The organism is Sulfobacillus thermosulfidooxidans (assembly GCF_001280565.1).
In the GTDB taxonomy this organism is placed as follows: Bacteria; Bacillota; Sulfobacillia; order Sulfobacillales; family Sulfobacillaceae; genus Sulfobacillus; species Sulfobacillus thermosulfidooxidans_A.
The window spans coordinates 2271456-2285128 of the sequence record NZ_LGRO01000001.1 but is presented as its reverse complement, the minus strand read 5'-3'; the positions used below and the strand labels follow the sequence as shown (position 1 = coordinate 2285128).

Annotated in this window: 14 protein-coding genes; 11 read left to right on the top strand and 3 right to left on the bottom strand. The window is 47.6% G+C overall.

Features of this window, described 5'->3' with window-relative positions; genetic code table 11:
• Window positions 1-186: 186 nt before the first annotated feature.
• The 7 genes from AOA63_RS11340 to AOA63_RS11310 all read left to right on the top strand — a co-directional run bounded on the left by AOA63_RS11340 (window position 187) and on the right by AOA63_RS11310 (window position 7915).
• A complete protein-coding gene (locus AOA63_RS11340; RefSeq protein ID WP_020375256.1) occupies window positions 187-594 on the top strand; it encodes a metal-sensitive transcriptional regulator in 408 nt (135 codons plus the stop codon).
• Window positions 575-3019 carry a heavy metal translocating P-type ATPase gene (locus AOA63_RS11335; protein ID WP_053959795.1) on the top strand — a complete coding sequence of 815 codons (2445 nt, stop codon included), beginning with the start codon at window positions 575-577 and terminating at the stop codon, window positions 3017-3019. The genes AOA63_RS11340 and AOA63_RS11335 overlap by 20 nt, the downstream gene beginning before the upstream one ends.
• On the top strand, window positions 3004-3165 hold the full coding sequence (locus AOA63_RS18995; protein ID WP_020375254.1) for a YHS domain-containing protein: 162 nt from the start codon (window positions 3004-3006) through the stop codon (window positions 3163-3165). Before AOA63_RS11335 ends, AOA63_RS18995 begins: the two co-directional genes overlap by 16 nt.
• Before the next feature lie 113 nt (window positions 3166-3278).
• A complete protein-coding gene (locus AOA63_RS11330) occupies window positions 3279-3728 on the top strand; it encodes a hypothetical protein (protein ID WP_053959794.1) in 450 nt (149 codons plus the stop codon).
• Window positions 3729-3815: 87 nt separating this feature from the next.
• Window positions 3816-4664 (top strand): DUF4396 domain-containing protein, encoded by an 849-nt coding sequence (locus AOA63_RS11325; RefSeq protein ID WP_053959793.1) that lies wholly within the window; start codon window positions 3816-3818, stop codon window positions 4662-4664.
• Between the two features lie 732 nt (window positions 4665-5396).
• On the top strand, window positions 5397-5630 hold the full coding sequence (locus AOA63_RS11315) for a heavy-metal-associated domain-containing protein (protein WP_053959791.1): 234 nt from the start codon (window positions 5397-5399) through the stop codon (window positions 5628-5630).
• Window positions 5627-7915, top strand: a complete 2289-nt coding sequence (locus AOA63_RS11310) for a heavy metal translocating P-type ATPase (protein WP_053959790.1) — start codon at window positions 5627-5629, stop codon at window positions 7913-7915. The genes AOA63_RS11315 and AOA63_RS11310 overlap by 4 nt, the downstream gene beginning before the upstream one ends.
• 88 nt (window positions 7916-8003) lie before the next feature.
• Here AOA63_RS11310 and AOA63_RS11305 read toward each other — a convergent pair whose 3' ends face one another.
• From AOA63_RS11305 to AOA63_RS11295, 3 genes are all read right to left on the bottom strand, one after another.
• Window positions 8004-8441 carry a heavy metal-responsive transcriptional regulator gene (locus tag AOA63_RS11305; RefSeq protein ID WP_053959789.1) on the bottom strand — a complete coding sequence of 146 codons (438 nt, stop codon included), beginning with the start codon at window positions 8439-8441 and terminating at the stop codon, window positions 8004-8006.
• An 82-nt stretch (window positions 8442-8523) separates the two neighbouring features.
• Complete coding sequence (locus AOA63_RS11300; RefSeq protein WP_053959788.1) at window positions 8524-8763, bottom strand: hypothetical protein; 240 nt, start codon at window positions 8761-8763, stop codon at window positions 8524-8526.
• Between the two features lie 18 nt (window positions 8764-8781).
• On the bottom strand, window positions 8782-9315 hold the full coding sequence (locus AOA63_RS11295) for a glycine/sarcosine/betaine reductase selenoprotein B family protein (protein WP_053959787.1): 534 nt from the start codon (window positions 9313-9315) through the stop codon (window positions 8782-8784).
• 390 nt (window positions 9316-9705) lie between these two features.
• On the opposite strand from AOA63_RS11295, the gene AOA63_RS11290 reads away from it, so the two are divergent.
• The 4 genes from AOA63_RS11290 to AOA63_RS11270 all read left to right on the top strand — a co-directional run bounded on the left by AOA63_RS11290 (window position 9706) and on the right by AOA63_RS11270 (window position 13673).
• Window positions 9706-10173 carry a hypothetical protein gene (locus tag AOA63_RS11290; RefSeq protein ID WP_053959786.1) on the top strand — a complete coding sequence of 156 codons (468 nt, stop codon included), beginning with the start codon at window positions 9706-9708 and terminating at the stop codon, window positions 10171-10173.
• 242 nt (window positions 10174-10415) lie between these two features.
• Window positions 10416-10787 carry an ArsR/SmtB family transcription factor gene (locus AOA63_RS11285; RefSeq protein ID WP_053959785.1) on the top strand — a complete coding sequence of 124 codons (372 nt, stop codon included), beginning with the start codon at window positions 10416-10418 and terminating at the stop codon, window positions 10785-10787.
• A 268-nt stretch (window positions 10788-11055) separates the two neighbouring features.
• Window positions 11056-11697 carry a response regulator transcription factor gene (locus AOA63_RS11280; RefSeq protein ID WP_053959784.1) on the top strand — a complete coding sequence of 214 codons (642 nt, stop codon included), beginning with the start codon at window positions 11056-11058 and terminating at the stop codon, window positions 11695-11697.
• A 419-nt stretch (window positions 11698-12116) separates the two neighbouring features.
• The gene (locus AOA63_RS11270) at window positions 12117-13673 is read left to right on the top strand and encodes an AMP-binding protein (protein WP_053959782.1); all 1557 of its coding nucleotides are present in this window, start codon (window positions 12117-12119) and stop codon (window positions 13671-13673) included.

Sequence of the window (13673 nt, the reverse complement as noted above, 5' to 3'; positions counted from 1 at the left end):
TCAAAATGCATAGAACCGCCAAATTCACACATCTTAAGAAAAAATCGCCTCATGAATGATTATTGTTATCCGCTTTATGGTTCCCGCCATGGAATCCTAATGATTGATGATGGGGTTGACAAATCAAAAACGCGGGTTCACACTGTAAACAAGTACCCCACCGGGGGTGGGGAGGGAGGTAAGTTTATGGATCCGGAATTGAAAAAGGATGCTGCCTTACGCTTGAAAGTGGCCGCAGGACACTTGGAAAGCATTCGGCGCATGGTCGATCAAGACATCTACTGTGTGAACATCATGAAACAGGTTTCAGCGGTTCAGGCAAGTCTAGAGCAAGTCCAGCGAATTTTATTACGCAATCATCTTTTGACTTGTGTGGCCGATGCAATGCGCGAAGGCATGGGCACACCCATCGTCGACGAACTCATCGGGGCGATGAAATACATGCCGTTCACAGCAGGGGAAGCCATTGGACCGGATCATGCGTTATCCCCGTTAATCGAACACCCGCTGTGCCATTGTCATAGTGATGAAACACCTGAGACGGTTCAAAAAATTATGAAAGAAGGTGAGAGTGATGGCCACTCATCCGATTGATCAAGAACAGTCTGCTCAGTCCATCAATTTAGATATCGGTGGCATGACGTGTGCTACCTGCGTCAATAGTATCGAAAAAGCGTTGCACCAGTTAGACGGTGTCGATGCCCATGTGAATCTGGCATTGGAACGGGCCAATATTACTTTTGATCCGAGCCTTGTGACCATGCCGCGACTCGTTGAAACCATCACCGAATTAGGTTATAGCGTGCGGAAAGATCATGTGTCATGGGTATTAGCTGGTATGGATGAAGAACCCTTGCGTAAACGCGCGATCGAAGCGGCAGAGTCCGTTACAGGAGTAGAAAATGTGCAAGTTAACGCCGTCACCGGTGTGCTCTCCCTTGACCTTATTCGCGGCGTCGCCGATGCTCAACAAGTCACAGATGCCCTTCAGGCCGCGGGCTTTGCTCCAAAACAACAAACCACGGATGAACCGAATCCGCGCTCACATGAAATGCAAGTGGCAAGACGCCGCTTGACCTGGTCCATTGTCTTCTCCATTCCGATCTGGATTGATATGGTGCATATGCTATTTCATGTCGGACCCTCCTGGCTCGATAATGGCATTATGTTGGCACTGTTTGCCACCGTCGTCGAGTGGGGACCCGGATGGGGATTCATTCACCGGGCATGGATGAATTTACGGCACAAAAATGCCAACATGGATGTGTTGGTCGCAACGGGTACACTCGCTGCCTGGGGATTATCCCTGTATGATCTCCTGGTGCATGGCCCTCTATATTTCGACTCCTCAGCCACCGTCATCACTCTTGTACTGGTTGGAAAATATTTGGAAGCCGTCGCTAAAGGACGCACCAGTCAAGCTATTGAAGAATTGTTAGCCCTGCGTCCCCAAGAAACCCGCCGAAAAACGGCCCAAGGAGACTGGGAAAATGTGGCCGTTGACGCCATTCACCCCGGGGACATTTTGCAGGTCTTAGCTGGCGAGCGTTTTCCGGTCGACGGCAAAGTCGTAGCGGGACAAGGCACGGCCGACGAATCCATGCTAACGGGAGAACCTTTGCCCCAGGATAAAAAGCCTGGTGACATGGTCACAGCCGGAACACTCAATGGGTCCTCAACCCTCGAAATCGAGGCGGAACGGGTCGGGCATGATACCACATTGGCGCAAATCGTCAAAACCGTCGAGGAGGCGCAAGCAACCAAAGCCCCGGTTCAACGGTTCGCCGATACGATTGCTAATGTGTTCGTCCCCGTAGTTATCGGCATCGCCATTGTTACCTTTATTATTTGGGGATCGATTACGGGTCACTGGCGAATGGCTGCATTAGATGGCGTAGCGGTTTTAGTGGTCGCTTGTCCTTGCGCCTTAGGATTAGCAACGCCGACTGCGGTAATGGTCGGATCAGGCATTGGAGCCAAGCGCGGTATTCTTTTCCGCAACGGCGCAGCCTTGGAAACCGCCAGCCGCATCAATTTGGTCGCATTTGACAAAACCGGTACCTTAACCCGCGGAAAGCCTGCTATGCAGCAGGTCATCGCCTATGGTGATTTTACCGAGGATACCGTTTTAGCATTGGCTGCGGCGATTGAGCGCGAATCGACCCATCCTCTCGCCCAAGCCGTCGTGCGGGGAGCGAAATTGCAAGGCGTTCCTGAACTCCAGGCGGAAGATGTTTATACCGAAGCCGGCTTGGGGATGGTTGGATATATTAACGATCAAGAAGTCGTCGTCGGAAACTTGCGTCTGATGGAACAATATCATGTCAGTGTTCCCGAGGATATCCAACACACTGTAAATACCTGGCAAGAACAAGGAGCCAGCGTGATATGGGTAGGACAATCTGAGCACTTAGCCGGCGCTATTATTGTGGCGGATACGATTCGCGATGATGCGCCAGCCACTATCCAAGCGTTGCACGAACGAGGTATTCAAGTGGCGATGCTAACTGGTGATCAAGAGCGAGCAGCCAAGGCGATTGGAACCAAGTTAAACGTCGACCGGATTTATGGCGGCCTTCTCCCGGCTGACAAATCCAAGATTGTGAGCCAACTTAAAGAAGAAGGATTTCGGGTACTCATGGTTGGTGACGGGATTAATGATGCCCCGGCATTAGCTACTGCAGATCTCGGTCTCGCTGTGGGCTCAGGAACCGACGCCGCATTGGAAACGGCAGAGGTCGCCTTGTTATCCCCAGAAATTTTCGGGGTGGTTCGGGCATTAGCCTTAGGACGGAAGACACTCGGAAAGATTCATCAAAACTTATTCTGGTCTCTCATCTACAATGTCATGATGATTCCTTTGGCGGCTTTTGGCATCATTTCCCCTGTATTAGCAGGTGCTGCCATGGCGATGAGTTCCGTATCTGTCGTCTCGAACTCCCTGCTATTAAAAACAGCAAAACTTCCCGCCACACCACTTCCAACGGAAGGAGGTGAAATCCCATGGCACAAGCCGTAGACGTTGTCTGTCAAATGACTGTTGACGTAGCCGACACAACGCCCCATGTTGACTATGAGGGTACTCGCTACTACTTTTGCTGCGCCGGATGCGCCAAGAGCTTTCAAGAAAATCCGGCCCAGTATGTGAACCAAAACAAGGCTTAAACCCCCGATCTCATCACGCCGGGTATGTCTTCTCCGAAGAACATACCCGGAATTCTTACCCAGGACTTCACAACAAGAGTAGTTCAGTCTGGAATAATAAAGGAGGCCCCGTAATGATAAACCGTTCTGTATCCGCACAAAACCCCATCCAGGCTTTTTCTGGTATAATGGTTGGCTTATTGCTCATTCAATTTGTCTTGGGTATGTATACCAATCTTTACATCACCCTTCCCACCATGAATTCACAAAATCAAGGCATTCCTATGGGATTCCATATGATGATTAGCCGAGGTTTTAGTTCTCCAGTCTTTATGATTCATATGATGTTGGGAGTGTTTTTAGTCGTGTTTTCTCTTATTACCGCATTGAGATCGCTGTCAAGTGCCGGATCGGCACCCAAATTGTGGGCCGGAATCGGACTCATTGCGGTTATCATCGCAGGCTATAGCGGGCTAACCTTTTTTATGGATGGGCAACATAATAGTGATTCACTCACCATGGCTATCGCCTGGGTTATTGCGCTAAGTGCGTACTTTATCGCTATGACTCAAAAATCTACGTAGTAATTCCGTTTCTTAGGCAGCAGGCTTTTTGGGGATTGTCGAAAAAATGTCCGGCCAATATATAAACAATCAGGAGGAAAAAGCCCAATGGGGGACGCCGTCTTGCTTTGGTGGATCCTTTCCCTGCTATCCGTGCTGTTTATAATTCTCGACTGGTCCCATGCGCCCATTGACACCACCATGCATATGGCTTTTCTCCTGGTTACAATATTTATGGGCCCTTTAGGGCTCATATTGTACATATTAACCGTGCGAGAACCCTTGCCTGGCACGCACCGCCAATATATTGCACCTTTGTGGAAACAAGCGGTCGGATCCACCCTGCATTGTGTTGCCGGAGACAGTGTCGGCATAATTGGAGCTGCCGTCATCATTGGTCTTCTTCATCCGGTGCACATATCGATGATACTCAATCTCTTAATTGAATATATCGCTGGATTTCTTGTTGGATGGCTTATTTTCCAATCGCTATTCATGAAAGATATGGTTGGTGGCAGCTACCTCATGGCTCTTCGAAAAATGTTCCTGGCTGAATGGTTATCCATGAATGGCGTGATGGCTGGGATGATTGCGGTCATGGTTCCCTGGATCCGGCTTCATCCTGCCGCGTCCTCACCGCATCACGGCGAGTTTTGGTTTATGATGTCACTCGCCCTCATTGCCGGAGCCATTCTCGCTTATCCTTTAAATTGGTGGATGGTTGCGGCTCACTTAAAACATGGATTAATGAGTACAGCGCACAAGACAACATCCCAACAAGGGCACGTTAATGATCACTTGGAACAGCATCACCATCTTGAGCCTGGCCATGATCATCATGAGGCACCCATGTCGACCGACATGAACGGACATCGGACACAACCCAAAAAAATCTGGTATATCACCATGTGGAGTTTGGGAATATTAGCCACATCTCTTGGCGCGGTTTTTCTCTAAGGTCTGTATCACATCAACTCTCCTTGAGACGTAAAGAAGACCGTATCGCCGTTGACTTTGGCCCACTGTGAATCAAAGAATCTTCATCCCAACTTACCGGGCAGTGTCATATCACCTTGGCGATTTGAAGGAAGACCAATCACTGCCGTCTTAACTGTGCCCCCTAAAGGTAGTGAGATATAATCCAAAGTATTCATGTTAGGCGCTATGCTCACTGACACGGATGTCATCTTGTTAAATATCGATACGATAAGCAACAATCAAATCATATCGGCATTTCATTGCGCTTACTACGCTTAGGCTACAATCGTCTTTTTGACCCAATAATCGACGGAAGACCTAACGGCACCTCCGGGCCTTTGGGAAAGGCTTTCGCAGAAATTCTCCCCCTTCAGCTAGCACTGAACCCTGATTGAGTTCGGGGGAAGCCAATCATAGACATTGGCTGGCGGGCATCCATCCAACGCTGAATCTCTCTACCTTGATAAATCATCTTAAGTCCGCCAGTGTGCGAGACCGCCCTGGGCCTAATCTCCTCTTGGCTATCACCGAATAAGGAAAATGCACGGCTCTTATTGCGTACCACGACACGTCCCCTGCGTCAAGAATCTCACATCACAGAAATTGCGTGCGAAAAATCGCTTGACATTCCAGTTAACAGGAGGGTTTACGATGTCTGTGCGGTGACAGGGAAAAAATCACCGCACACATAAATCCTTAGGGGTGATATCCATGGTCAAGGTTCAAACATTTCTCATAATTGGCGAAGAAAAACTCCATTGTGTGAGTTGTGAAGCTCGGGTAGGAAATGCTTTAAAGCGCATTGCCGGTGTTCACGAGGTTACGGCCAATCACCAGACGCAGAAGATTGAAGTCACCTTTTCCCTGAAGGAGACCTCAGAAGAGGTGATTCAAAACCGTTTAGAAGCTTTGGGTTACCAGGTGAAACCGGAGGTGTCATCATGACTGAAGAAACTCAGCAAGTACAATACAAAGTTGGGGGCATGGCTTGCTCTTTTTGTGCAACCAGTATTACCAAAGGACTCGCACGCATGCCTGGCATAATCAATGCCAGTGTATCCTTAGCCCATGAAGAAGCCCTGATTGAGTTTAATCCTAAGGTGCTAACAGGTGATCAGATTCGGCAGACGCTGTTAGACTTGGGATACACTATCCGCGATCCCAGACGGGTTAAGGCGTACGAGGAACAACAAAAAGAGATTGATTTGGAACGTAGACGTTTGGGGATTGCCGGAACAATGACCGGGCTTGCTCTGATCCTTATGAGTTTCCTATGGTTTCATTTGATTGCCCTGGACAAAATTCGTCTCCTCATGACGATCATTATGCCTCTTTTAGCCGTAATAACCATGTTCGGCCCCGGACTTTATATCTTACGTATGGCGTGGCATTCACTGAAACGTGGAATTCTGAACCAACACGTGCTTTTGGAATTTGGCGCGTTCAGCGGATTTTTAGGCGGCACATTGGGACTTGTGGGAACATATGCTCATATCTCCACCTTGGCATTTCCTGCTCCTGACTTCTTTGCCGTCGCTACGTTTATTACGACATATCATATCCTTTCCGGATACGCGTCGCTACTAGTACGAACCAAGGCATCGCGTTCCGTTATGAAACTTCTTGCGCTGCAACCAGCCATGGCTACCGTGATCCGCAATGGTGTCGAACAAACGGTTCCGGTAGAGTCAGTCGAGGTAGAAGACATGATCCGCGTTCGACCGGGCGAGGCCTTTCCGCTTGATGGCGTAGTTGTCGAGGGCTCCTCAAGCGTTAATGAAAGTCTTGTCACAGGCGAATCCCTGCCCGTAGACAAAACCGTAGGAACTGAAGTTATCGGGGGTTCGATCAATCTTACGGGATCTTTGATCGTCTTGGTAACCCGTGTTGGCGAACAAAGCTTTCTCCAACAGATCGCCCACCAAATTGAAGAAGCTCGGGCCAAAAAACCGGGAATCTTGCAATTGGTTGACCAGGTTCTTGCGGTCTATGTGCCTGGTGTGCTGGCGGCTGCGGCATTGGCGATTCTTATCTGGACACTCGGAGATTATGTAGTATCGGGACATATAGACATGACACGCGGCATTTTTGCCATGCTGGCCGTCTTTGTCATGGGCTATCCTTGCGCTTTAGGTATGGCTACACCGCTGGCCATGATTCGTGGAGGCGGCATGGCGGCAGAACACGGCATATTGATTCGCGGAGGAGAAGCCTTTCAAACTTTAAGGGATATAACATGGGTTGCGCTAGATAAAACGGGGACACTGACAGAAGGACGTCCATCGGTTACCCAGATTCTGCCACTTAATGGCGTATCTGAAGAATATCTATTGAAATTAGCCGCCTTGGCTGAAACCCTATCGGAACATCCTTTGTCCCGAGCCATTGTCCAGTACGCCGAACAAAAACATATTGATATTCCCAAGGCGCAAAATTTTGAAGCCATTGCGGGCAAAGGATTGCGCGCAATTTGGGAGGAGCGATACATCAGGGTCGGATCCCCTCGCTTTTTGCACGATGAAGGGATAACTCTTAACGATCACGAAACCCGGCTTAAATCCTTGCTGGAAAGCGGGAATACTGTGGTGGCAGTCGCAGAAAATAACAGGCTAGTGGGCTTTATCGCGATCGCTGATACCATTAAGCCTGATGCCCAAGAAGCTGTAGGGCGACTTAAAGCCCTTGGCATTACCCCCATCATGCTGACGGGAGATAACATGTACACAGCCCGAGCCGTGGCCCAAGCCGTAGGAATTGATGAATTTCGCGCCGAAATATTACCAGATGAAAAGGGCCATGAGGTGCAAAAATTGCAGCAAAATGGTCACCGCGTCATGATGGTGGGAGACGGAATTAATGATGCTCCGGCCCTGACTCAAGCTGACGTAGGTATTGCAATTGGGGCAGGCACCGATATTGCCATGGAATCAGCAGATGTCGTGATTATGGGTGAACGCCTTGGTGCCGTTGTGCAAGCCTTGGCTATTGGTCGCAACGCTTACCGCAAAACAGCCCAAAATATCGCCTTGGCATTGGCTTTTAATGGGATAGGCATTCCTTTAGCTATTACCGGATTCATCGGCCCATCCTGGGCGATGTTGGCGATGGTCACGAGCGTCAGCACGGTTTTGGCTAACTCGTTTTTGGGTGGCAAGTTGAAATCGCCTCATCAAGAATCCCTTAATAACGTTCCTACATATCCCATTGGCGAAAGGCGAACGTCACGATGAGTTCCCTGAACCTAAAACATTCCGTTTCCGTTTTGGTAATCCTTCTGGCTTACCTGAAGACAGGAAAAGCAGAAGGATTATCGCTTTCTCAAGGCATGTCGTTACCGCTCATGGCGTCATGATGCTCAATGATTTCACAAACGCAAGCTTCGCACGGCGGTAATGCGTCAGCTTCTTTTTGCATAGTGCGTAATTCGATCTCTAAATCTCGCAGGGCTTGGATTTGAGAATTAATTTCCTCCAATTTCCGATTGATTAACGCTTTAACATGATCGCAGGGCACTTCTCCATGATTGCGCAAGGCTAGAATTGAACGAATCTCACTCAACGAAAAACCGACGGTTTTGGCTTTTTGGATAAACCGCAGTCGATCCAAATCGTTCCACGAATATAACCGGTATCCTGACTCACTGCGGGTACTGGCCGGCAATAAACCAAAGTCCTCATAATAACGAAGAGTTTTTGGGGTAATCCCGGCGACTTTGGCGAGTTCTCCAATGCGCATCGTATCATGTTGACGGGTCATTTTTCCTTCTCCCTTCCCATCCGCACATTACCCTAAAAATCAACAGGCAAGGCATGAAGTATTCGCCGCTTTGTCAGCGATTTCACTTCTCGGACAATGCAACGACCACGCCACCCTGGTTAGCTGTCTCTAACAAGTCAAGAGCCTTTTGAACCCGAATCATTTGCTGGTTAATGTCGTGGGGATTCCCCACCAGTTTTCCGAGTGTCGCCCGAACCCATAAAGTCCGAGGAGGTTTGATGGTTTCCAACATGGGTTTAAGAGCGCCCATGACCACGGTGGCAATTCCTTCATTTTCTAAATAGCGGGCAAACAGTCCCACGGACTGATGACATACCGGTCATCCAGGAATTAACAGCACCGCATCTACTTCTTGCGCTCGCAATCCCTCTAATATCTTTCCAGCGGAGTCTTCGTAAAACAAACGGGGATCCGGTTGATATCCCATGAACGTGTAATTTTCTTTTGCAAGCGATCCAATATTTCCATTGTGAGCTAATTGCCGCAATATATCCAAGGGAAATACGGTATTGTAATCAATTTGCGCCGAAGACGTATCATAATGCCCATGATGAACTTGCCAGCTTGGTAAAGGACTCTGGGCGTCAATGATCCGAAAACTGTGATCCCCAAAGGGATCCTCCGCATCATAAGGAGGCTGGGTCGTTAATGACACACCTGCCGAACTTATTAAAGCAATCCGAGACAAATTGAGGGGTTTAGAAAAGGCAATAAAAGGACTATCGGTAAAAGAAATCCAAGGGTAATCACTAAATGCCGTCTTCCAGTCCTTTTCTAGCAAAGATGGTAGACGTGTTTGTTTCCACTGCTCATATGATGCATTCCAGGATGGCGGAATGAGTGAACTAGTCATATAGAATGACCTCATTTCATCACTTGTGTTTTTATAGTTTTTTATCATTATGAACTAATAATAGTCCCATTTCAATCATCGATATTGGAGGCCCTTCTTTCTAAACTTTTCTACGCGACTTAATGATCTTCTTATGAGAAACGAAATCGACACAGATAACCTGCTTTTTCGCCAAGTCTCTTTCGTTCTTCTGATCCATATTTCAGTCGCCATTGAGCTTAGTTGTCTAACTTGTTGGCCATGAAGCAATATCCCAGGGGCCATAAGACTTATAGCAATTCTCGCCCTTTGGGTCCTGATTTATGGACCATATGCCCTCTGTGGTCTCTGTCATAAGGTGGTAGCATGATAAGTGAAATAATTCACGAATAAGAAAGGATGTGTCGTCTTATGGGTACACGATTTGAAACGGTTTCTGGAGATGGGTTAGACCTGGACGTAAAACGCCTCCGGATGGTTCATACATTGCGTTTATCATTGGTATTCTTTGCATTATTGGACGTGGCAGCTCATCTCTTTGCCACTCCCGGCTCGACGCCCATTGTCTCATATTGGATTGATATTGAAACAGCATCCTACGGGTTGATCGCTGTCATTTATCTCTTAGGACTGCGATCATATTACGGGCCTCCTATAATTTTCACCGCCTATAATATGACCATGTTCTTTATTTCCGGCATTACCGCCTTACCATTCGGAATTAATAAAGCACCGTTAGTCGGACACATTGAATTTCTCCAATATTCCTTTGGTCGCGGATTTTCCATGGCAGCATGGCTTTACCTTCTCATTGTTGGGAGCATTATGCTCAAAATCGATAAGGGGAGTCGGTTGAATGACTTGCTCAAAAACAGTTAAGCGACTGACCGTGTTATTCCCCCGTTCCTTATGGCCCTTGACGGTATTTGGCCGGCCAATTCATGAATAAATACCGTCTTCGTGCTCACCAAAGACGCTGACAAGGCGATTTCTTTTTAATCTGTCGACCTAAATGATGATCAGGGCGATAAATAGGTCCATTGGTTAGTTGAGCGAAACGTTTGAACTCTGTACAATTTTATTAGAATCAATTTATTCGGTGACAAAAAGAGGAGAGCCGCATGTTTTTTACGACAAGTCAGACCCAACACGAAGATTTGTTGGCTTCATTTTGGCAAGCCCTGAGCCATCCCATTCGCCTCCGCATTCTAGAGAGTTTGCGCGAAGAGGGTTCGTTAAATGTCGGTGAGCTCGTCAAACGTCTAGATATTGGCCAGGGCCACTTATCGAACCATCTGGCCTGTCTAAAGAGTTGCGGCTTGGTTCAAGCCCAGTCACAAGGGCGATTCGTCTATTACCGGATTAGCGACGAACGGGTGATTACTTTATTGGACCTAGGCAGTGCCGTCTTACAAGATCATATCGCTGGCGTTGCTTCTTGTAGTGTTGTCCGACCTAAAAATAACTCTGAACAAAACTCCCAACCGTCATAACTCGGCAACGCAGTGTATAGCCAAGGAATAATGAGTAGCTGGCCTAGCTGATTATCAGGCCAGTTAATTTTTATTGCCATAATCCGACAGCAAAAAGATCTATGAATCTATTTTGTGGAATTCTCTTCCATCGTATTCGTTTTGGTATAAATGGATAAGCAACAGCTGAGACAAAATTGAGACGTATTACGAAGTTCGAGGTTGTATGCTAAAAAGGGAAAAATATCCACATAATTTTCTGTAATCTCTCAAAAAGGGGGCCACTTCCGTGAATGTTATTACGATCGGGATTGTCAGCCATTCTCCAATTTTTGCGGCCGGCATTCGTGCGGTATTAGAAAAGGAAGCCGATACGGAAGTCGTCATACTGGATGGAAATAATAGCCGGTCAACAGGCATGCATGCTGTGCTGATAGAATCCGATAATCTTCTTCATATCCAACATACCCTAAACACATGCAAAAGTCTCAATCCTTATGTGAAATCGGCCGTGTTTTTGTCGCCTATGACATTTCATTTAACGGGATCCGTCATGAAATTAGGCATTGACATGCTGCTTGATAAAACCCAGTGCTGCGATCAATTAGTGGATTTAATCCGCACAGTTCTATCCTCTCAATGCGTCTTGATCAGTCAATCCTTTTGGCAGGGCATAATGAAAAACAGCTTGTCTCAAGCGGAAACAAATCCTCGAGGACTCACACCGCGAGAACGCGAAGTGTTATGGCTGCTTGACCAAAATTATTCCAATGCTCAAATCGCGGACGCATTGCAAATTTCTGTCCATACCGTTAAACGACATGTGGAACATCTCTTGCACAAATTAAATGCTTCCAATCGGCATGATTGCGCTCGCCTCGGTCACCAAATGGGTCTACTACGGATGCCCAGAACAAGCCGGCTCGCGTGACATAGATTTGGGATTGGGACCTTATAAAAGCCAATACGCCGCGAAGGGCAGATCTCTGCGGTTAAGCGTCCAAATTTTTCAGGTTTATTTGATCATCCTCCGTAATCTCATGGTGAGCCATAGCGCCTTCATTCGAGTCCATCACAAACCTTGTCACCATTACGTGTTTTCCCACAGATCTTTTCGATCCCTGGGGTTGACCTGTATTTCCTAAATCCTTGAGTATGATATTATTGGTAATAATTCGTTTACCTGGACGGTTCCGCATAACATTTACGGCTATCCCTGAATGTATTTCTGTCACTATGCTTCACCGTGCTCATGTAACACCATTTACGTTAAAAATGTTCAAGAACTCCAGGTATCTCGCTCAAGGGATAGATATCCCAGTGGCAGGGGGCGGAAGGGATGAGCCGACCATGGATCAATTAATTATTTCTCAAGTCTTATTGGAAGCCAATCGCAAATATCCGCAGCAAGGCATCTGGTATGACAGTCAATTCACCCGGTATTCAGATCTCTTAATGCGCGTACTGAAGTTGGCGGACAGCTTACAACAAATGGGCATAGGCCGAGGAACCGTTGTGGGTATTTTAGATGCCAATTCGCAAAATTTTCTGGAACTCCATTATGCCCTCGCTTTTGTCGGCGCTATTATGCATCCATTAAATTTCCGGTTATCCTTAAATGACCTTGAATACACCGTACGCCAAGCCCGTGATACCTGGCTCTTTGTCGGAGCTGAATTTTTATCATTAGCCGACACCTTAAAAAGTTTGGTTCCTCAACAAATCGTCATGCCTACCCAATATGATGCCTTAATCCGGCAAGGTCGGACGAATTTCCCGCGTATTGCCATTCAAGAGACCGATCCCTTTTCTATAGGATTTACCACGGGCACAACCGGCAGACCCCATGCCGTCATGTATCGCCACCGTGATCTGCTATTAAGTTCATGGCAAATCGTTCACCATCTCGCGTTACAAGATACGCCTGCAAGGTTAGGACCCGATGAAACCCTATTGCCCTTGATCCCCTTTTTCCACATTCACGGCTGGGGAATTCCCTTTATCGCACCATATATTGGCGCGTCTTTGGTTTTATCCCCTAAACTGAGCCCGAGAGAACAAGTCGAGTTAATTGCTCGACATCATGTGACATGGGCCAATATGGTTCCCACCCAGCTTTATCGACTCTTAGAGGAGTTATCCGGTCCCTTGGACGATCCCTTAAAAGTCTTAACCGGAGGCAGCGCATTAACCTATGGCTTAGCCAAAAAAGCCTCTCATTTCCACGTGGACATTTCCGTCATTTATGGGGGTACCGATCAATTAGCCTCGGCCATCTCCTCCATTCCTCCCCATTCCGTGCTTTCCTCGCCCGAGCGTGAAAAAATCCTGAGTGGCCGCGTCATGCCCCTTCCCATGGTCGAAATCTCCCTTCACGATGACCACGGCCGGGAAATGGATGCCAATGGCCTCAATATCGGAGAAATTTGGATAAAAAGCCCCTGGCTTCCCAAAGAATACCTGGGCGATCCCGAAGCCTCACGCCACGCTTTTCGGGACGGATATTTTGCCAGTGGCGATCTCGGAATTTTATATCCGGATGGCACTTTGGCTATTGTGGACCGCTTGAAAGATGCCATCAAAAGCGGAGGAGAATGGATCGCCGTAAATGTTCTGGAAACCATCCTCTCCGAAATTGACGGCATTGACCAGGTGGCCATTTTAACGGCACCTGATCCGAAATGGGGAGAGCGGCCCGTTGCTGTCATTCAAACCCGTCAAGCCATTGATCCTGAGATGATCCTCGATTACCTTGTCCATCAAGTACATGCTGGACGAATACCCAAATTTTGGATTCCTGATCATATTTTCTATATCAAAGAAATGCCCTTGACGAGTGCTGGCAAAATTCACAAGCAGAATCTCGCCGCAAAACTGGATATGTTGCCGCAAGATCCTCACGCTTAG

Excerpts from the sequence above, each read along its gene's own strand:
- AOA63_RS11290 (WP_053959786.1), top strand. The coding sequence starts at position 9,706 with ATGGGTACACGATTTGAAACGGTTTCTGGAGATGGGTTAGACCTGGAC.
- AOA63_RS11330 (WP_053959794.1), top strand. The coding sequence starts at position 3,279 with ATGATAAACCGTTCTGTATCCGCACAAAACCCCATCCAGGCTTTTTCT.
- AOA63_RS11295 (WP_053959787.1), bottom strand. The coding sequence starts at position 9,315 with ATGACTAGTTCACTCATTCCGCCATCCTGGAATGCATCATATGAGCAG.
- AOA63_RS11270 (WP_053959782.1), top strand. The coding sequence starts at position 12,117 with ATGGATCAATTAATTATTTCTCAAGTCTTATTGGAAGCCAATCGCAAA.
- AOA63_RS11305 (WP_053959789.1), bottom strand. The coding sequence starts at position 8,441 with ATGACCCGTCAACATGATACGATGCGCATTGGAGAACTCGCCAAAGTC.
- AOA63_RS11335 (WP_053959795.1), top strand. The coding sequence starts at position 575 with ATGGCCACTCATCCGATTGATCAAGAACAGTCTGCTCAGTCCATCAAT.
- AOA63_RS11285 (WP_053959785.1), top strand. The coding sequence starts at position 10,416 with ATGTTTTTTACGACAAGTCAGACCCAACACGAAGATTTGTTGGCTTCA.
- AOA63_RS11340 (WP_020375256.1), top strand. The coding sequence starts at position 187 with ATGGATCCGGAATTGAAAAAGGATGCTGCCTTACGCTTGAAAGTGGCC.
- AOA63_RS11315 (WP_053959791.1), top strand. The coding sequence starts at position 5,397 with ATGGTCAAGGTTCAAACATTTCTCATAATTGGCGAAGAAAAACTCCAT.
- AOA63_RS11325 (WP_053959793.1), top strand. The coding sequence starts at position 3,816 with ATGGGGGACGCCGTCTTGCTTTGGTGGATCCTTTCCCTGCTATCCGTG.
- AOA63_RS18995 (WP_020375254.1), top strand. The coding sequence starts at position 3,004 with ATGGCACAAGCCGTAGACGTTGTCTGTCAAATGACTGTTGACGTAGCC.
- AOA63_RS11310 (WP_053959790.1), top strand. The coding sequence starts at position 5,627 with ATGACTGAAGAAACTCAGCAAGTACAATACAAAGTTGGGGGCATGGCT.